Origin of the sequence: Streptomyces sp. NBC_01210 (genome assembly GCF_036010325.1) — a bacterium.
Classification (GTDB): Bacteria; Actinomycetota; Actinomycetes; order Streptomycetales; family Streptomycetaceae; genus Streptomyces.
The window spans coordinates 7,591,630-7,611,248 of sequence record NZ_CP108549.1; the positions used below are offsets into that span (position 1 = coordinate 7,591,630).

18 protein-coding genes are annotated in these 19,619 nt (G+C 67.9%); 14 read left to right on the forward strand and 4 right to left on the reverse strand.

Features of this window, described 5'->3' with window-relative positions:
- Positions 1-31: 31 nt before the first annotated feature.
- Positions 32-994, forward strand: a complete 963-nt coding sequence (locus OG735_RS34215) for an AraC family transcriptional regulator (RefSeq protein ID WP_327327016.1) — start codon at positions 32-34, stop codon at positions 992-994.
- A 151-nt stretch (positions 995-1,145) separates the two neighbouring features.
- Positions 1,146-1,541, forward strand: coding sequence for a hypothetical protein (locus OG735_RS34220; protein WP_327327017.1), 396 nt, complete (start codon positions 1,146-1,148; stop codon positions 1,539-1,541).
- Here the strand turns inward: OG735_RS34220 and OG735_RS34225 are convergent.
- The 3 genes from OG735_RS34225 to OG735_RS34235 all read right to left on the reverse strand — a co-directional run bounded on the left by OG735_RS34225 (position 1,531) and on the right by OG735_RS34235 (position 3,664).
- A complete protein-coding gene (locus tag OG735_RS34225) occupies positions 1,531-1,989 on the reverse strand; it encodes an RICIN domain-containing protein (protein WP_327327018.1) in 459 nt (152 codons plus the stop codon). The genes OG735_RS34220 and OG735_RS34225 overlap by 11 nt on opposite strands.
- A gap of 115 nt (positions 1,990-2,104) precedes the next feature.
- Complete coding sequence (locus OG735_RS34230) at positions 2,105-2,512, reverse strand: hypothetical protein (protein WP_327327019.1); 408 nt, start codon at positions 2,510-2,512, stop codon at positions 2,105-2,107.
- 315 nt (positions 2,513-2,827) lie between these two features.
- The gene (locus tag OG735_RS34235; protein ID WP_327327020.1) at positions 2,828-3,664 is read right to left on the reverse strand and encodes an aldo/keto reductase; all 837 of its coding nucleotides are present in this window, start codon (positions 3,662-3,664) and stop codon (positions 2,828-2,830) included.
- Positions 3,665-3,936: 272 nt separating this feature from the next.
- Here OG735_RS34235 and pqqA point away from each other — a divergent pair, with 272 nt between their 5' ends.
- From pqqA to OG735_RS34295, 12 genes are all read left to right on the forward strand, one after another.
- Entirely contained in the window at positions 3,937-4,047 is a 111-nt protein-coding gene (pqqA, locus tag OG735_RS34240; RefSeq protein ID WP_327327021.1) for a pyrroloquinoline quinone precursor peptide PqqA, read from the forward strand.
- 11 nt (positions 4,048-4,058) lie between these two features.
- Positions 4,059-4,955 (forward strand): pyrroloquinoline quinone biosynthesis protein PqqB, encoded by an 897-nt coding sequence (gene pqqB / locus OG735_RS34245; protein ID WP_327327022.1) that lies wholly within the window; start codon positions 4,059-4,061, stop codon positions 4,953-4,955.
- Positions 4,956-5,068: 113 nt separating this feature from the next.
- Complete coding sequence (pqqC, locus tag OG735_RS34250; protein ID WP_327328551.1) at positions 5,069-5,731, forward strand: pyrroloquinoline-quinone synthase PqqC; 663 nt, start codon at positions 5,069-5,071, stop codon at positions 5,729-5,731.
- A complete protein-coding gene (gene pqqD, locus OG735_RS34255; protein WP_327327023.1) occupies positions 5,728-5,988 on the forward strand; it encodes a pyrroloquinoline quinone biosynthesis peptide chaperone PqqD in 261 nt (86 codons plus the stop codon). The genes pqqC and pqqD overlap by 4 nt, the downstream gene beginning before the upstream one ends.
- Positions 5,989-6,035: 47 nt before the next feature.
- Positions 6,036-7,142, forward strand: coding sequence for a pyrroloquinoline quinone biosynthesis protein PqqE (gene pqqE / locus OG735_RS34260; RefSeq protein ID WP_327328552.1), 1,107 nt, complete (start codon positions 6,036-6,038; stop codon positions 7,140-7,142).
- A complete protein-coding gene (locus OG735_RS34265) occupies positions 7,139-8,713 on the forward strand; it encodes a glycoside hydrolase family 88 protein (RefSeq protein WP_327327024.1) in 1,575 nt (524 codons plus the stop codon). Before pqqE ends, OG735_RS34265 begins: the two co-directional genes overlap by 4 nt.
- Positions 8,714-8,718: 5 nt before the next feature.
- Complete coding sequence (locus OG735_RS34270) at positions 8,719-9,495, forward strand: heparin lyase I family protein (protein WP_327327025.1); 777 nt, start codon at positions 8,719-8,721, stop codon at positions 9,493-9,495.
- A gap of 13 nt (positions 9,496-9,508) precedes the next feature.
- Positions 9,509-11,461, forward strand: a complete 1,953-nt coding sequence (locus OG735_RS34275) for a glycosyl hydrolase family 28 protein (protein ID WP_327327026.1) — start codon at positions 9,509-9,511, stop codon at positions 11,459-11,461.
- Positions 11,458-13,635, forward strand: coding sequence for a discoidin domain-containing protein (locus tag OG735_RS34280; RefSeq protein WP_327327027.1), 2,178 nt, complete (start codon positions 11,458-11,460; stop codon positions 13,633-13,635). Before OG735_RS34275 ends, OG735_RS34280 begins: the two co-directional genes overlap by 4 nt.
- Complete coding sequence (locus OG735_RS34285) at positions 13,632-15,365, forward strand: CBM35 domain-containing protein (RefSeq protein WP_327327028.1); 1,734 nt, start codon at positions 13,632-13,634, stop codon at positions 15,363-15,365. The genes OG735_RS34280 and OG735_RS34285 overlap by 4 nt, the downstream gene beginning before the upstream one ends.
- Before the next feature lie 5 nt (positions 15,366-15,370).
- Positions 15,371-16,396, forward strand: coding sequence for a chitinase (locus tag OG735_RS34290; RefSeq protein WP_327327029.1), 1,026 nt, complete (start codon positions 15,371-15,373; stop codon positions 16,394-16,396).
- A 33-nt stretch (positions 16,397-16,429) separates the two neighbouring features.
- Positions 16,430-17,521 (forward strand): PQQ-dependent sugar dehydrogenase, encoded by a 1,092-nt coding sequence (locus OG735_RS34295; protein WP_327327030.1) that lies wholly within the window; start codon positions 16,430-16,432, stop codon positions 17,519-17,521.
- Between the two features lie 89 nt (positions 17,522-17,610).
- On the opposite strand, the gene OG735_RS34300 is transcribed toward OG735_RS34295, so the two are convergent.
- Positions 17,611-19,410 carry an AMP-dependent synthetase/ligase gene (locus tag OG735_RS34300; protein ID WP_327327031.1) on the reverse strand — a complete coding sequence of 600 codons (1,800 nt, stop codon included), beginning with the start codon at positions 19,408-19,410 and terminating at the stop codon, positions 17,611-17,613.
- Positions 19,411-19,619: the final 209 nt, after the last annotated feature.

Sequence of the window (19,619 nt, forward strand, 5' to 3'; positions counted from 1 at the left end):
ATGCCATATGCGTGCGTCTACGCTGTGAGCCATGGACGCTCTTGCCGGACTTCTGGACGGACCGCGCGCCAGGGGAGCATTTCTGCTCCGCATGGTGATGGAGCCGCCATGGTCCGTACGGATCGAGGACCACGCGCCGCTCAGCCTGCTCTGCATGACCGCGGGCGAGGCCTGGATCATTCCGGACACCGGTGAACCGGTGCTGCTGCGCCCCGGCGACGTCGCGATTGCCCGCGGCCCGGATGCGTACACCACGGCGGATCAACTCACCCGCGAGCCAACGGCGTTGATCGGGCCCGGCGGCACCTGCCACACCCTGCAGGGCGAACCGCTCGCGCAGTCCATGCACTTGGGCGTACGGAGCTGGGGCAACGACCCCGAAGGATTGGCCACCATGCTGGTCGGGACGTACCAGATGAAGGGCGAGGTCAGTGGGCGGCTGCTGGACGCGCTGCCCATGCTGCTTCATCTGCCCGCCGAGGTCTGGAACTGCCCGCTGATGCCGGTGCTCGACGACGAGATCTCCCGGGACGAGCCGGGCCAGAGCGTGGTACTCGACCGGATCCTGGATCTGGTGCTGATCGCTGTGGTGCGCTCCTGGTTCTCACGCCCGGACGCCGAGGCTCCGGCCTGGTACCTGGCCATGGGCGACCCGGTGGTCGGCCGCGCGCTGCGGCTGCTGCAGGACGATCCCGCGCACCCCTGGACCGTCGCCTCACTGGCCGCCAAGTGCGGGGTCTCCAGGGCAGGACTGGCCCGCCGTTTCCACGAGTTGGTGGGGGAGCCGCCGATGGCGTACCTCACGGACTGGCGGCTCGCGCTCGCTGCCGATCTGCTGCGGGAGACGGACGCTACGGTGGACGCGGTGGCCAGGAAGGTCGGCTACAGCGGTTCGTTCGCACTGAGCGCGGCCTTCAAACGGGTACGCGGCGTCAGCCCGCTGGAGCACCGTACGGGAACCGTTCTGCCGGAACGGAAGCAACGCTCGCAGTGACGGCACCGGCCGCGCGATATCGGCATCGGCCGACCGCGCCTGGAGAGAACCCGGACGACCCGCAGGGGCGGCGGCACTGCCCACGCGTACTGCTCACGGCGCGCACGGTGCACACCGCTCGCCGGGGCTGAATCAGCGGCAGGATGGCCTCATGGCCAAGCAGACCAAGCAGACCAAGCAGAGCAGGCAGACCGTGCAGTCCAGCCAGTCCACGAGGTCCACATCAACGCTGTCCCTCTGGTCGAAGGACTCCGTGCTGTCGATCGGCTCGGTGGGGTCAGTGCTCTCCATCGGGTCCGTCGGGTCGGTACTTTCGGTCGGCTCGGTCGGCAGCACCCTGTCGGTCGGCTCGATCGGGTCCGCCCAGTCGCTGCTCTCGGCGGGTTCGTGGCTGAGCACGGGGTCGCTGCTGTCCGCGCAGTCGAAGTCGTCCGTGCTCTCCTGGCGCTCCTCCGGCGGCTTCCTGGCCGCGGGCGCGATCGGCGCGGGCGGGGTCGGATTGGCCGCGTGCGCCGTCGGGGCGGCCGTGCTGCTGCTCAGGAAATGACACGCTCCAACTGCCACCACTGCCCCGGTGAGTCGGTGTCCTCCCACTGCTGCACATTCGCGCCGTCGTCCGTACTGCCGTCGGCGACTTCGAGCAGCAGCGCGCTGATGAAGCTGACGATGGTGACCGTGCCCGGCGCGTCCAGGTGCTGCTCGATGATCCACTCCTGGGCGCCGAAGTTGTTGGCCTTCCACTGCTGGATGTTGGCGCCGTTCTCGGTCGAGGCGTTCGCGACGTCGAGCCGTTTGCCGCTGGCCGCGTTCACGAAGTGGTAGAGCCCGCTGCCATTGGGCACCGGGTCGATCTGCCACTGCTGGGCCGGAGCCCCGGTCGCCTTGCCCTGCTGGACATTGGCGCCGCTGCCCTTGGCTCCGCCGTACACCTCGAGCAGCAGTCCGCTGCCGACATTGCGCACCAGGTAGAGACCGGGCGTCATCTTCGTAGACATGGGCCGATTGTGGACCGTCCGGTGAGCAGTGTGCTCATCGGCGTACTGCGCCGGCTGGTGCGGCGAGGGCAGCGAAGCCGCGGGCGCCCGCTCCCGGACTCCTGCCCCGCGGCAGTCAGTACACCGTGACGGTGAAGGGGTCCGAGACGACGCCGCCGCCGACCATCCGGAGATCGTTCCGACCCATGAGGCCGAGGAGGACCCGCATATTGTAGGTGGACCTGTGCGTGGTGTTCATCGACGCGGGCAGGGTCACCCAGCGATCGCCCTGCCACTGCTGCAGCGTCACCTCCGTGCCCGGTGCCAGCAGTCGGGTGGCGCCGTACACGCGGAACTGCTCCCATGCTCCGACGCTGCTGACCGTGGCTCTCGCCGTCAGCGCCGGCTGTGCCATCGCCGGCTTCGTGACCGTCGTCGGCGTGGGATGTGTCGGGGCGACCACGGCCATGGCCACACCGACCGACACGGCAAGCGCGGCGGCCGTCGCGACAGCCGCAACCGATGCGAGCTTGAAACGCTCCATTGAGACTCTCCAGGGTGAGGGAACTTCCGAGCGCTGACCCTAGGCATATTTGCAGCAAATATGATGAATCGACACGCTCGGCATGAATCAACCTTGAGTCGCATTGCGTATCAAAGGCGCGAGCTGTGCAGGTCGCGCTGCTGCAGCCGGGTTGTACACCGCGGCGGTGATCGTGTTCCTGCCTGGCAGCGGTAGTCGACTCGTACCGGTCGTACCGGCTGGATTTCGCCACCGGGCACGCGTGCCTCCGGCTGCGGGAACAGCATCGCCGCCCGGCGTGAACCGGGCGGCGATGTGGCCGTTCATGCGCAGGAGTCAGGCGCCGTAGTCGAACGTCGCCGGGTCGGGGCCGAGCCGCTTGCCCTCGTCCAGCGCCGCCAACGCCGCCAGATCGTCGGCGTCCAGCTCGAAGCCGAAGACGTCGAAGTTCTCCCGGATCCGTGACGGGGTAACGGACTTGGGGATCGCGACATTGCCGATCTGCAGATGCCAGCGCAGCACCACCTGGGCCGGCGTCCTGCCGTGCTTCTGTGCGATCGCGACGACCGTCGGGACCTCGAGGAGGCCCTTGCCCTGGCCCAGCGGCGACCAGGCCTCCGTCCGGATGCCGTGCTCCGCGTGGAAGGCGCGCAACTCGGTCTGCTGCAGCTGCGGGTGGAGCTCGATCTGGTTCACGGCGGGGACGACCGAGGTTTCGCCGATGAGGCGCTCGAGGTGCTCCGCGGCGAAGTTCGAGACGCCGATGGCCTTGGCGCGACCGTCCGCGTAGATCTTCTCGAAGGCCTTGTACGTCTCCACATAGGCGCTCTTGGACGGCACCGGCCAGTGGATCAGATACAGGTCGATGTAGTCGAGGCCCACCTTGTCCAGCGAAGTGTCGAAGGCGCGCAGCGTCGAGTCGTATCCCTGCTCGCTGTTCCACAGCTTCGTGGTGATGAAGAGGTCCTCGCGGGCGATGCCGGAGGCGGCGATTGCCCGGCCGGTGCCCTCTTCGTTCTCGTAGATCGCCGCGGTGTCGATGCTGCGGTAGCCGGCCTCCAGAGCCGTGCCGACCACCTTCGCCGCCTCGTCGTCCGGAACCTGCCAGACGCCGAAACCGAGCTGCGGCATCGCGACGCCATTGTTGAGGGGGATGGAGGGGACCTTGCTCACGAGCGGTCGATCCTTACGTCGTCGGTCGGTTCTTTCATGCCCAACGACCGTCCCCCTGGACGCATTCCCGACCTCGAAGTTGGCCTGATACAGCTCCGACCTTATCGGTCCGGACCATTGACCGCGTCTCATCAAGACGCAACTCTATGGCACATAACTGAACGCCGGACACTCATGTGAACGGATGTTCAGTCCTGCTCAACCATGCGTTATGGAGCAACCACTCCTGAATCACTCCTGACCCCCACATCTCAGGAAGGCAGGTACTGCACATGAAGGACACCAAGGAAACATCGGAGGAGACGGTCAACTGGCAGACTCCCGAGTTCGTGGTCGTCGAGACCGCGCTCGAAGTCACCGCCTACGCCCTCACCGACCGGTAGATCCCGCCGCCATGCTGCTGCAGGTGCTCGGCACCGCGGCGGGCGGCGGACTGCCCCAGTGGAACTGCGCGTGTCCCGGCTGCGCCGGGGCACGCGCACACCCGCACCGGCGCCGTCGTCACGCCTCACTCGCCCTGTGCGCGGACGAGGGCCGCTGGTATCTCGTCAACGCCACCCCCGACATCGGCGACCAGATCGAGGACAGCCACGTGCTGCGGCCCGGGCCAGGGCCGCGCGAATCCCCCGTGGCCGGAGTGATCCTCACCGATGCCGAACTCGACCACACGCTCGGCATCGCCCGGCTGCGCGAGGCCGACGGATTCGACATCCTCGCCACCCGGCCGGTACGGGACGCGCTGCTCGGCCGGCTGTGTCTGGGCGAGGTACTCGCCCCGTACACCCGTATCGAATGGCGCGAGTTGAGCCGCGAAACGGAACCGCTCGTCAAGGGCGGCACCGTGGAATTGGATGCCGTACCCGTCTCGGCCAAAAAGCCGCGCTACGCCGTCGGCACCAGCACCGAAGAGCGCACATGGGTGGTCGCACTGCGGCTGCGCGAGACCACCACCGGCCGCAGCCTGCTCTACGCGCCCGCGCTCGCCCGCTGGACCGACGACTTCCAGGACGCGGTCGAGCAGGCCGACTGCGTCATTCTCGACGGCACCTTCTGGGACGACGACGAGCCGGTGCGGGCCGGAATCTCGGCCAAGACGGCAACCGGGATGGGGCATCTGCCGATCGCCGGGCCGAACGGCACCGCACGGCGGCTCGCCGGGCTGCGCGCGCGCTGTCTCTATACGCACCTCAACAACACGAACCCCCTCGTGGACCCGGACGCCCCGCAGCACGCGCTGCTCGGCGAATGGGGACTCGAGGTTGCCGCCGACCGGATGGTGATCGAGCTGTGAGCACATTCGCTCTGCCCGCGACGGAAGCAAAGGGATCGACGGGCGCAACGGGCGCAACGGGAGCAGCGGGAGCAGCGGAGGCCGGTGAGCCGTGGAGCCCGGAGGACTTCACGGTGCGGCTGCGTGCCGTACCCGCCGAGCGCTACCACGACCGCCACCCGTTCAACGTACGCATGCACGAAGGCGCCCTCACCCCCGACGAGCTGCGGCGCTGGATCCTCAACCGCTTCCACTACCAGCGCCACATCCCCGTCAAGGACGCCCTGATCCTCGCCAAGTTCGACGACTCCGCGCTGCGGCGCTCCTGGCTGCGCCGGATCCAGGACCACGACGGGGCGGTGGAGGGTGAGGGCGGCATCGAGCGCTGGCTGCGGCTCGGCGAGGCCGCCGGGATCGACCGGGCGCGGCTACGGTCGGGCGCGGAAGTACTTCCGGGCGTACGGCTCGCGGTCGACGGATACGTCAACTTCTGCCGGCTGCGCTCGCCGCTCGAAGCCGTCGCCGCCTCGCTGACCGAACTTGCCGCGCCCGGCATCATGAGCACGCGCATCGCGGCCTTCGAACGCCACTACCCGTGGATCGAGGCCGACGGGCTGATCTACTTCCGCAACCGCATCGGGCAGGGCAGCCGCGACAGTGCGGAAGCACTCGAGCTCGTCCTCGAGTGGGCCGTGACCCGGCACGAGCAGGAGGCGGCCGTGGCGGCGCTCTCCTTCAAGTGCGAGGTCCTCTGGTCGTTGCTGGACGCCGTGGACCACGCGGGGGAGCGGGCATGAGCGATACCTGGAAACCGGTGCTCTCGCGGTCCGTCGTCTTCCGGCACGACCGGGTGCGCGGCGCCGATCTGCTCGTACTGCCCGAGCGCGTGGTCGTGCTCCAGGGCAATGCCGGATCCATCGTGCGGCTCTGCGACGGCGCACGCGACGTCGACGCGATCGTCGCGGAGCTGGCCGAGCGGCACCCGGGTGCGCCCGTGGCCGATGAAGTTCCCGCTTTTCTGGGGCGGTTGCGCAAGGAGGGCTGGCTGAAGTGACGGCTGAAACAACCGCCGAAACAACCGCTGATGCAACCGCCGAGGCAATAGGCCGGCAATCGGCGGAGGTCGATCCGCCGTGGGCACTGCTCGCCGAGCTCAGCCACGGCTGTCCGCTGCACTGCGCGTACTGCTCCAACCCCGTCGAACTGGTCAGTCGGTCAAATGAGTTGACCACCGCTCAGTGGTCCGAAGTGTTCCAGCAGGCTGCTGACCTGGGCGTCGTCCAGAGCCATCTCTCGGGAGGTGAACCGCTGCTGCGCCGCGATCTCACCGAGATCGTCGCCGCGGCCGACGGTGCGGGCATCCATACGCAGCTGGTCACCAGCGGCGTCGGGCTGCACGAGAAGCGACTGGCGGCCCTGATGGCGGCCGGGCTGCGCAGCGTGCAGCTCTCCGTCCAGCACGCCGAGCCTGTCGCCTCGGAACTCATCGCGGGAGCCCGCTCCTTCGCGGCGAAGGAGCGCGCCGCCCGGCTCGTAGGGGAGGCGGACCTGCCGCTCGGCCTCAACGTCGTACTCCACCGGGGCAACCTCGCGGCCCTCGACGACCTCGTCGAACTCGGGCTCGCCTGGGGCGCGGAGCGGATCGAGCTGGCCAACACCCAGTTCTACGGCTGGGCCCTGCGCAACCGCGACGCCCTGCTGCCGGACCGCGAACAGATCGCCGAGGCCCGCGAGTCCGTCGAGCGGTGGCGCACACGGCTGGCCGGCCGGATGGACCTGGTCTGGGTCGTGCCGGACTACGTCGACGGTACGGCCAAGCCCTGCATGGGCGGCTGGGGAGCGGTCTCGCTCACCGTCCAGCCGGACGGCACGGTCTATCCGTGCCCGGCCGCCGCCGCGCTGCCCCACCTGGACGCACCCAGCGTCAAGGACCACTCCCTGGAGTGGATCTGGCGCGAATCCAAGGCCTTCAACATCTACCGCGGCGAGGAGTGGATGCAGGACCCGTGCCGCAGCTGCGAGCTGCGCACCAAGGACTTCGGCGGCTGCCGCTGCCAGGCGTACGCCCTCACCGGCGACGCCACACGGACCGATCCGGCCTGCCATCTCTCGCCCGACCACGCGTTCGTACGCGATCTCGTCGACCGTCCGCGTATGCCCGAAGCCGTCGCGGCCCCCGCGTACGCCTACCGCAAGGAAGGATCATGAAGCGATTAACGACTCTGCTGCTGGCGGCCGCACTCGCGGGCAGCACACTCTCCGCCGTGCCCGCGGCCGCGAACCCCGCCGTACCCGCGGCCGCGAACCCCGCCGCGCCGGCGGCGCCCGTACGGTACGAGGCCGAGGACGCCGCCATCAGCCTCGGCGTCGTCGAGAGCAACCACGCCGGATTCACCGGCTCCGGATTCGTCAATTACGACAATGCGGCCAACTCTCGGGTCGAATTCACGGTGGACTCCGCACAGGCCGGAAACGCCACGCTGGGCCTGAGATTCGCCAACGGGACCTCCGCCAACCGGCCCCTCGACATCAGGGTCAACGGCCGGCTGGTCGCCGACGACCTGGCCTTTCCCACCACCGGCAGCTGGACCGGCTGGCAGACCAGGAACCTCACGGCCGAGCTGAGGGCGGGGACCAACACCGTACGAGTGTCCTCAGCCACCACGTCCGGCGGCCCGAATCTCGACTCGCTCACCGTCACCGGCGACGGCTCCGCCGCCACGGACTGGTCGGTCGCGATGGTCGAGTCCACGATGGCGCGCTACTCCCCGAGCACCATCGGAGGCTGGTCCTACCCGGTCGGGCTGTATCTCTACGGCCAGTACCTCGTCCACCAGCGCACCCACGACGCCCGCTATCTCACCTACATCAAGAGTTATGTCGACCGCTTCGTCGACGGCAGCGGAAATATCGGACAGAGCTTCAACAACCTCGACAGCATGCAGGCCGGCAGACTGCTGAACATCCTCCACCACGAAACAGGCCAGGCGCGCTACCAGAAAGCGGCGCAGAAGATCCGGATCCGCCTGAACAGCTATCCGCGCACCGCGGACGGAGGATTCTGGCATTCGACATCGGACTCGCGACGCAGCCAACTGTGGGCCGACGGCGTCTACATGGTGAATCCGTTCCTCGTCGAGTACGGAAAGGAATTCGGCGACTCGGCGTACACGAGCAATGAGACGACCGGACAACTCGCCGTCTACGGCCGCCATCTGCAGGTCGCGAACGGACTGCTGAAGCACGCCTTCGACGAGTCCCGCGACGCGAGCTGGTCCGATCCGAAGACCGGTCTCGCGCCCGAGCACTGGTGCCGTGCGATCGGCTGGTACTCCATGGCGATCGTCAATGTCCTGGACGCCGTACCGGCCGGCCATCCGCGCCGCGCCGAACTCCTCGGCCTGCTGCAGAAGCTCGCCGCCGGTATCGAGAAATACCAGGACCCGGCCACCGGCCGCTGGTTCCAGATCGTCGACAAGGGCTCGCAGAGCGACAACTGGACCGAGACCTCCTGCTCCAGCATGTTCACTTTCGCCCTATCCCGCTCCGCGCAGCAGGGATATGTCGATGCGCACTACGCACAGGTGGCGCAGCGCGGCTACCAGGGTGTGCTGGCGAAGGTCGCACTTGGCGGCGACGGCCGCACCGATCTCACCGACATTTCCATCGGGACGAATGTCGGGAACTACAGCTACTACATCAAACGCGACCGGAAGACCAATGACTTCCACGGTCTCGGCGCCTTTCTCATCATGAACGAACAACTCCGGGCGAGGTGAGGGAAATGACCGCATCCCGAAGAGCGATACTCGGCGCGGCACTCGGCGGTGCCGCAGCCGCGGGACTGCCCGCGACCCCGGCGAGCGCCGCAAACTGGCAGCTGCGCTGGTCGCCTTCCGCGAGCAGCGACAAGCTCAAGGCCTTCGAGACGATCGAGGACGACCGGGCGCACTCCCATCCGGCCGGCGCGCCGCATATCTTCGCCGAGGGCGACAACTTCCGGTTCAACATGCACACGGTGGACCGGGACACCAGCACCGACCGGCAGCGCCACGAGGTGACAGGCCTGCGCAACGGCAGTTCCTACCTCCAGTGGAAGTCCGGCCAGACCTGGCGGGTCACGTACTCGATGTACCTCCCGAGCACGCTGAAGGCGACCACCAGCTTCACGCACATCATGCAGATGAAGCAGCCGGGCGCGGGCTCCTCGCCGATCGTCGTGCAGTCGCTGCGTCGCGTGAACGGTGTGCAGACCATCGAGCTCAAGGTCATCGAGGGCGACGTCCTGATCGGCCGTACGAACCTCGAGCCATTGCACAACAAGTGGACCGACGTCGACTTCCAGATCAAGATCGGCAACGGTACGTCCGGCTCCGTCCGCTGGATCCTCAAGAGCGGTGGCGCCACGGTGATCGACAAGTCGAAGTCCGGCGTCGACACCTTCCTCGCGGACCGGGTGCGCCCCAAGTGGGGCATCTACCGCTCCCTGGGCGACAGTTCGGGCTCGCTGCAGAACTGCCACATGCTCCTCACCCATATGCGCGGCTACCAGCTCGTCTGAGGAGGACGACGACATGAAGAGCTTACGGAGAACCGCCGCCATCGCCCTACTGGGTTTCGCGGTAGCGCTGGGCATCGCCCAGCCGCCGGCCGGGGCCGAGCTGCCCGCATCAACCCCACTCGCCGCCCCCGCGGCGGCAGCGGCACCCGCACCCGCTGCCGCCGAGTTCAACGTCCGTGACTACGGCGCGGTCGGCAACGGCTCCACCAACGACACCGCCGCCATCAACAAGGCCATCACGGCCGCCAATACGGCAGGCGGCGGCATCGTCCGCTTCCCCTCGGGGACGTACGAGTCGAAGAACACGATCAGGATGAAAAGCAATGTCACCCTGCAGTTGGACGCCGGGTCGACGATCAGCGGCAACGCCGCGGACACCTACGACCCGCCCGAGTCGAACCAGTGGGACGACTACCAGGACTACGGTCACAGTCACTTCCACAACGCCATGATCTACGGCGACAACCTCACCAACATCGGCTTCACCGGCTCCGGTGTCATCGACGGCGACGGCGCGCTGATCACCGGCAACCCGAAGTCGGGCGAGGCCGACAAGATCATCTCGCTGACCCGCTGCAAGAACCTCACCCTCAGCGGGATCACCCTGCGCGAGGGCGGCCACTTCGCGGCGCTCCTCAACAACTGCGACAACGTCGTCTCCGACCGCCTCACCATCGACACAGCGATGGACCGCGACGGCTGGAACATCATCTCCACCACCAACGTCAAGATCACAGGCGCCCATCTCGAGGCCAACGACGACGCGCTCGCCTTCAAGAGCGACTACGCGCTCGGCGCCAAGCTCAACAACGGACATGTCACCGTCACCGACTCCTATCTCTCCGCCGGCTGCTGCAACGCGCTGATGTTCGGCTCCGAGACCTGCGGCGACTTCACCGACTACAACTTCGAGCGGATCACCATCAAGGGCTCCGACAAGTCCGGCCTCGGCCTGGTCTCCATGGACGGCGCGAAGATCTCCGACGTCCACTACAAGGACATCACCATGACCGATGTCCGCTCGCCGATCATGCAGAAAGTCGGTACGAGAAAACGGTGCGGGAACAACCCCGGCGTCGGTTCCATCAGCAACATCACGTACACCAACATCAAGGCGACCGGCACCACGCCGTCCTTCTCGCCGACCCTGTGGGGCGAGTCCGGCAGCGGCCGTATCCACGACATCACCTTCAACAACGTCGACATCACCGTGCCCGGCGGCAACGGCACCATGTCCACCGACCCGCCGAGCAACGACCCGAAGGACTACAACCCCAAGGCCATCGGCACCCGACCCGCCTACGGCTGGTACATCCGTAACGCCGACAACATCCGTTTCACCGACAGCGAGGTGCGGTTCGCCTCCAACGACGGCAGGCCCGCCGTCATCGCCAACAACAGCACCGGCATCCGCTTCGACCGCTTCACCGCCCAGCGCGGCAGCAGCAGCCCATCCGACCTGCTGTTCCAGACGGTCAACGGCTATTGCGTCGTGGGCAGCAGCAACACCGGCGGCGGTGCGCTGCGGGTCAGCCAGACCGGCTCCAGCCAGAACTGCGACGGCGGCGGCCCCGCGCCCACCGCCCGCTACGAGGCCGAGAACGCCACATACTCCGCGGGATCGACCGTCGACTCCGACCACGCCGGCTTCAGCGGCACGGGCTTCGTCAACACCCCCAACGCGGCAGGCGCATACGTGGAGTGGACAGTGAACGCCACCGCCGCAGGCAGCGCCGATCTCGTTCTCGCCTACGCCAACGGCACCACCACCGCCCGTCCGATGGACATCGCCGTCAACGGCGTCACCGTCGCGGCCGCATCGCCCTTCCCAGGCACGGGCGCCTGGACCACCTGGCGCACCCTCACCCTGCCCGTCGCGCTCAAGGCGGGTGCCAACACCGTCCGCGCCACCGCCACCAGCGCCAACGGCGCACCCAACATCGACTATCTGGACGGCCCGGCATGACCAGACGCCTCTGGGCGCGTCTGGTGCTGGTGGGCGCGCTGCTGCTCGGCGCGCTCACCCTGCCGGGACCCGCCCGCGCCGATCTGCAGCACCCGCGCCAGGACTTCCTGCGCTCCTCCGTCGGCGGACTCTTCCTGCACTGGGGCCAGCGGACCGCCCCCTCGCACAACAGCTGCAGCCAGTGGGAGACCGATGTCACGGGTGGCGGCTGGACCCCCGACTACTGGGTCCAGGAAGCGCAGAAGCTGCACACCCAGTACCTGGTGCTCGCCACCTTCCACAGCCGCCTCGGTTACGCCCGCCCCTGGCCGTCCAAGATCCCCGGCAGCTGCAGTACGAAGCGGGATTTCCTCGGTGAACTGATCACCGCGGCCAAGGCCAAGGGTCTCAAGACCATCCTGTACATGACCGACGACCCGCAGTGGCACAACGAGGGGGGCCATGAGTGGCTCGACTCGGCCGGCTACTCCGCGTACAAGGGACGCAATGTCGATCTGACCGGCCGGGGCGGCTTCGGGGAGTTCAGTTACGACAACTTCTTCGAGGTCATGGACCGCTATCCGGAGCTCGGCGGCTTCTGGATCGACAACGACAACGCGTACTGGGAGAGCCACAACCTCTACGCGCAGGTGTACCAGAAGCGCCCCAACTACACGATCAGCAACAACAACGAAGACACGCCGATCATGGACATGATCGGCAATGAGCAGAAGACCGGGATGAGCCCGTCCTACGACTACCCGCAGGCGGTCTACACCGCGGGGCCCCGGCTCACCGAGGCCGACTTCAAGCTCCCCTCCACCGGATCCTGGTGGTACACCGGCTCCGATCCCGCGGTCGACCGAAAACTCACCCTCGGCCGGCTCATCACCAACGCCGGATCGTCGGTGAAGGCGCTGATGGCCGAGACCGCCATGCTCAACGGCAAACTCCCCGCCAACCAGGTCGCGTTCAACAACTTCGCCAAGGGTTATCTCGACGCCATCGGCGAATCGCTGCACGGCACTGAGGGCGGCGGCTATATGTACGGCGGCCTCGCTCCCGGGTTCTGGAACGACGGCGCGCACGGCGTCACCACCGTCAGCAGGACCGACCCCGACAAGCACTACATCCATGTGCTGACCCCGCCGTCCACATCGACCCTGCGGCTGCGGGACAACGGCTACCGGGTGACCAGGGTGACCAACCTCCGTACCGGCGCGCCCATCGCGTACAGCCAGCGCGGCGGCACGCTCAGCCTCAGCGGGCTCGGCGGCTGGGACATGTACGACACCGTCTTCAAGGTCACCACCGGCGGCCGCGAAGGGATCATTCCCGCCTCCTCGTACACGATGAGCGCCGGCGCGTCGGCGAGCGGGCACGGCGCCGCAGCCGCGGCGGACGGCGACTACCGCACCTACTGGGACAGCAACAAGACCACACCGGTGTCGCTGAACTTTGACCTCGGCTCGGCCGGGCGGGTGCAGTACCTCGGTGTCAACCAGCGTGAGGACTCGGTGAGTTACGCACGTTCCGGCACCGAACAGTCCGCGCGGATCCGGGACTACCGGGTGTACATGAGCAGTGACGGCACCAACTGGGGGAGTCCGGTCAAGACCGGCACCCTGCCCAGCCGGCGCGGCGTCGCCGTCATCGACCTCCCCGCGACAACCACCCGCCATGTCCGGCTCGAAGTGGTCAACACCCATGCGGCATCGAGCGATTCGACCCGTTACAAGCGGCTACGGATCGACGAGGCGTGGATCGGCAGCGCGTACGCGGCCGGCGGCAGTACGACTCCGACGCCGAACCGCTACGAGGCCGAGAACGCCGTCTACTCGGCGGGCTCGACGGTCGACTCGGACCACCCCGGCTACACCGGAACCGGCTTCGTCAACACACCGAACGCGGTCGGCGCCTCCGTGGAGTGGACGGTCGAGTCGGCGACCGCCCGCACCGCCTCGATCGCGATCCGCTACGCCAACGGCTCCACCGAGGGCCGCCCGCTGGACATCGCCGTCAACGGCGCGGTCGTCTCCGCGAACCGGGCCTTCAACGGCACCGGCGCCTGGACCACCTGGGCCGACTCGACCCTCACCGTCCCGCTCACCGCCGGAGCCAACTCGGTACGCGTCACCGCCACCACCGCGAGCGGCGCACCCAACCTCGACCACCTCGATGTGGAGGCGCCATGAGATCGCCGAGATCGCTCAGAGCAGTGCTGGTCGCGGCGCTCGCGCTACCGCTCGCCGCCGGACTGACGGCAGCCCCGCCACCGGCCGCCGCCTCGGACAACGGACTGTCCGTCCGTCCCGCCATGGGCTGGTCCAGCTGGAGCTTCGTACGCCGCCAGCCCACCGAGGCCAAGCTGAAGGCCCAGGCCGACGCCCTGGTCAGCAGTGGTCTCAAGGACCACGGCTACGTCTACATCAACCTCGACGACTTCTACCAGAAGTGTGACTCCAACGGCTTTGTCGTCGACCAGTACGGGCGCTGGGCCGTCGACGAGGCGAAGTTCCCGTCCGGCATCAAGGCACTGGTGGACCACATCCACTCCAAGGGCCTGAAGTTCGGCTTCTACGTCACTCCCGGCATCGCCAAGAACGCCGTCACCAGGAACACCCCCGTCGAAGGGACCTCGTACCACGCCAAGGACATCGCCGACACGTCCAAGCAGGAGAAGAACTACAACTGCAAAAACATGTACTACATCGACTACAGCAAGCCGGGTTCCCAGGAGTTCGTGAACTCCTGGGCCCGTCAGTTCGCTTCCTGGGGAGTCGACTACCTCAAGATCGACGGCGTCGGCAGCCATGACATCCCCGACGTCCGCGCCTGGGACAAGGCACTGCGCGCCTCCGGCCGTCCCATCAACTACGCCCTCTCCAACAACCTCGCCATCGCCGATGCGCCCACCTGGCGACAGCTCGCCAACAGCTGGCGCACCCAGGGCGATGTCGAGTGCTACTGCGGTCCAGGCCCCAACGGCAGCGGCTTCCCGCTCACCGACTGGAACCATGTGACCTCCCGCTTCACCTCGGCGGCGAACTGGCAGCAGTACGCGGGACCCGGCGGCTGGAACGACCTGGACTCGCTGGAGATCGGCAACGGCGACCAGGTCGGCCTCAACGCCGACCAGCGGCGCTCCCACATGACGCTGTGGGCGATGGCCACGTCCCCGCTGCTGCTCGGCACCGACCTCACCGCGCTCAACGCCACCGACAAGGCGATGCTGACGAACGACCGGCTGATCGCGGTCAACCAGGACGGTATCGCCGCCAAACGGATCGTCAACTCCAGTCCCAAGCAGGTCTGGAGCAAGCGCGAGTCCAATGGCGACTACATCGTCGCGCTCTTCAACACCGGCACCTCCGGCAACCAGACCCTCAGCGTGAACTGGTCCCAGGTCGGCTTCTCCGGCGCTGCGGCCGTGACCGACCTCTGGTCCGGCCAGAGCGGCGGCACGGTCAGCGGCTCCTACAGCGTCACGCTGCGGCCGGGGGAGACCCGGCTGATTCGGGCCACCCCGCAGTCGGGCACCACCGTGCGCTACGAGGCCGAGAACGCTTCGTACAGCGCGGGATCGACCGTCGACACCGACCACCGCGGCTTCAGCGGCACGGGCTTCGTCAACACGCCCAACGCCGCGGACGCGTATGTGGAGTGGACTGTCGAATCGGCGACCGCCCGGGATGCCGCACTGAGCATCCGCTACGCCAACGGCACCACCGCGGGACGCCCCATGGACGTGTCCGTCAATGGCGCGGTCGTGTCCGCGAACCGGGCCTTCAACGGCACGGGCTCCTGGACCACCTGGGCCGATTCCACCCTGAACGTCCCGCTCAAGGCAGGTTCCAACACCGTACGCGTCACCGCCACCACAGCGAACGGCGCACCCAACATCGACTACCTCGACAGGGGATAACAGACGTGCGACCCGTCACCTCAACGCTCCGTAAGTCCGCGATCGGCGCGGCGGCCCTCGGGCTCCTGGGTTCACTGGCTCTGACGGCTTTCCCTGCCGCCGGCGCGGTCCCGGAGGCCCCGCAGGCTGTGGCTCCCGCAGCCTCGGGCGCGATGGCCGCAGCACCGTACGAATATCTCGGCTGGGGCAGCCCCCAGAAGCCGACCGACGTCATGGCGGCGACCGGCGTGAAGTGGTTCACGCTCGCCTTCATCCTCTCCGACGGCGGCTGCAACCCGAAGTGGGACGGCAGCCGCGGGCTCAAGGGCGGCTCCGACGAGAGCGCCATCAAGTCCATACGGGCGGCGGGCGGTGACATCGTCGTCTCCGTCGGCGGTTGGAGCGGCGCGAAGCTCGGCGAGAAGTGCTCCAGCGCCACCGCGCTCGCCGGGGCGTACCAGAAAGTGATCGATGCGTACAAGCTCAAGGCCTTCGACATCGACATCGAGAACACCGAGTTCGGCAACGCGACGGTGCGTCAGCGGGTCGTCGATGCGCTGAAGATCGTCGAGCAGAAGAACCCCGGCATCGTCACCTACATCACCATGGGCACCACCCCGAGCGGCCCGGACGCCACCGGCAAGGACCTGATCAAGCGCGGCGCCAAGGCGGGACTGGCCGCCGACGCCTGGGTGATCATGCCCTTCGACTTCGGCGGCCACAGCGGCAGCATGGGCCAGGCCTCGGTCAGCGCCCTCGAAGGCCTCAAGGGTGCCGTCAAGAGCGCGTACGCATACAACGACGCCGTCGCCTACCAGCACATCGGCGTCTCGTCGATGAACGGCAAGACCGATGAGGCCGGAGAGACCGTCACCCAGGGCGACTTCAAAACGATCCTCGCCTACGCCCGGCAGCACCACATCGCGCGCTACGCCTTCTGGTCGGTCAACCGCGACCGCAGCTGCGGCTCCGGCGGCGACGCGGACGCCTGCAGCGGCGTGTCCCAGTCCCCCTACGCCTACACCAAGATCGTCGCGCAGTACGCGGGCTGACACCCCACCCCCACACCCCCCACGGAGGAACACATGCGACGCAGCAACTCAGTCGGCACGGCGGCTGTGGCGGGCGCGGCAGCGCTCGTCGCAGGGCTCGTCCAGTCGGCGAACGCCGGCGAACCGGCGGCCGTCGGAGCAAAGGGCGCCCCGACCGGCATCACCACCATCTCCACCGGCTGGACGATCCCGTGGGGCACCTCCTGGATGCCCGACGGCTCCACGGCCCTGGTCACCGAGCGCAACTCGTTCAAGGTCTTCAAGGTGACACCCACCGGTGCCAGGACGCAGGTCGGAGCCGTCCCCAACTCCCAGACCACGGGCGGTGAAGGCGGACTGATGGGCGTCGCCGTGGACCCGGACTGGGCGTCGAACCACTACGTGTACTTCATGCACACCTCGTCCGACGGCAACCGCATCGCCCGTATGACGTACGACGGTTCCACGCTCAAGGACTACAAGGCCCTGCTCCAGGGGATCAAGAAGAACAAGTACCACAACGGCGGACGGCTGGCCTTCGGCCCCGACGGCTATCTGTACGCCACGACGGGCGACGCCCAGACCGGCTCCAACGCCCAGGACAAGAACTCCCTCAACGGCAAGATCCTGCGGATGACGAAGGACGGCAGGCCCGCGCCGGGCAACCCGTTCAACAACTATGTCTTCAGCATGGGCCACCGCAACCCGCAGGGCATCGCCTTCGACCCGCAGGGCCGGCTGTGGGAGGCCGAGCTCGGCCAGAGCTCCAAGGACGAGCTCAACCTCATCAAGGCGGGCAAGAACTACGGCTGGCCGACCTGTGAGGGCAACTGCTCCGTCTCCGGGATGACCAACCCGAAGAAGACCTGGAGCGTCTCCGAGGCCTCGCCCAGCGGTGTCGCGATCGTCGACGGCGCGGTGTACATGGCGGCGCTGAAGGGCGAGCGGCTCTGGCAGATCCCGATCAACGCAGGCAACGAGAACGTCGGCACGGCGAAGGCGTTCTACGTCGGCAGATACGGGCGGCTGCGCGCGGTCACCAAGGTGCCGGGGTCGAACCAGCTCTGGCTCTCGACGACGAACGCGGACGGGAACGGGGGTGAGCCGGCCGGCTCCGACAAGATCTTCCGGGTGACGATCGGCTGACCGGTCTCGGTGACCGGTCGTCAAGACCGCTGCCCCGCGCGGGGCGCACGCCCCGCGCCGGGCAGCGCGAGAGGTCCAAAGAGATCACGTCAGTGGTAGAGCGCGTCCACCTCGACCGCGTACGCCGCCTCGATCGCCTTCCGCTTGAGCTTGAGCGAAGGGGTGAGCAGCCCGTGCTCCTCGCTGAAGGGATGCGCCAGGATCCGGAACGTACGGATCGACTCGGCCTTCGACACCAGGGTGTTGGCGGCCACCACCGCCCGCCGGACCTCCGTCTCCAGCTCCGGGTTGCGCACCAGCTCGGCCGCCGGGAGCGGCGGCTTGCCCTGCATCGCCAGCCAGTGGTCGACGGCCTCCTGATCGACGGTGACCAGTGCCGCGATATACGGCCGGTCGTTGCCGACGACGATGCACTGCGACACCAGCGGATGGTTGCGTACCCGCTCCTCCAGGCCCGCGGGCGAGACACTCTTGCCGCCCGAGGTCACCAGGATCTCCTTCTTCCGCCCGGTGATCGTCAGATAGCCGTCCTCGTCGAGCGCTCCGAGGTCCCCGGTGGCCAGCCAGCCGTCGTGCAGAACGGCGTCGGTGGACTTCGGGTCGCCGAGATACCCCGAGAAGACATGGGCGCCGTGCAGCCACACCTCGCCGTCATCCGCGATGTGCACCGTGGTGCCGGGGATCGGCTGACCGACCGTGCCGTACCGGGTGCGCTCGGGCGGGTTGGCCGTCGCCGCGGCGGTCGTCTCGGTGAGTCCGTACCCCTCGAAGACAGTGACGCCCGCGCCTTCGAAGAAGAGGCCGAGCCGCCGGTCCATGCCCGAGCCGCCGGACATCGCGTGCCGTACGCGGCCGCCCATCGCGTCGCGGACCTTCCCGTACACGACCTTCTCGAAGAACTGGTGCTGCAGCCGAAGCCCGGCGGAGGGCCCGGGGCCGAGTCCGAAGGCCCGTTGCTCGACGGCTTCCGCGTACTTCACCGCCACTTCGACGGCCTTGGCGAAGGGGCCCGACTTGCCGTCGGCCTCTGCCTTGCGGCGAGCTGCGTTGAAGACCTTCTCGAAGATGTACGGCACGGCCAGGATGAAGGTCGGCCGGAACGCGGCCAGGTCGGGAATGAGCGCGCTCGCCTGCATCACCGGCTGATGGCCGAGCTTGACCCGGCCACGGACGGCCGCGACCTCGACCATCCGCCCGAAGACGTGCGAGAGGGGGAGGAAGAGCAGTGTGGAGGCCTCGTCGCCCGGCCGCGAGTGGAAGACCGGCTCCCACCGGCCGATCATGGTGTCGCTCTCGAACATGAAGTTGGCGTGGGTGAGCACACAGCCCTTGGGACGGCCGGTGGTGCCCGAGGTGTAGATGATGGTGGCGATGGAGTCGGGGGTCACCGCCCGCCGGTGCCGGTGCACCACCTCGGCGTCGATGTGCGCGCCCGCCTGGACCAGTTCGGCCACCGCGCCGGCGTTCAGCTGCCAGAGCCGCTTCAGCTGCGGCAGCCGGTCGATCACCGAGCCGATGGTCATGGCGTGGTCCTCGTGCTCCACCATGCAGGCCGTGACCCCGGAGTCGTGCAGCATCCAGAAGACCTGCTCGGCCGAGGAAGTGGGGTAGACCGGCACGGACTGGGCGCCGACCGTCCACAGCGCGAAGTCGAACAGCGTCCACTCGTAGCGCGTAGGGCACATCAGCGCGACGCGGTCCCCGAACCGCACCCCGTGCGCGAGCAGCCCCTTGGCCAGCGCCAGCACCTCGTCACGGAACTGGGCGGAGGTGACGTCCTGCCATTCTCCGGCATCGTCCTTGCGGCCGAGCGCGATCCGGTCAGGGTCGTCCAGGGCATGGTCGAAGACCGCATCCGCCAGTCCGCCGACCTGAGGCGCCGCGGCCATGGGTGGGACAGTGAACTCGCGCAATGGCCTGCTCCTTGTGGCGCTCCGCACAGCGCCGTGACGCTACCCCACGCCGCCGCCGGGCGGGAGAGGCTTGTGGAAGTGTGGACGAATGGCATCACCACAGGTCAGCCATAGATATCCAGCCACAACAAGGAGCGCTCGGGCGCGGTTCTGACCTCAGAGTCAGGATGCCGCGCCCGAATCTC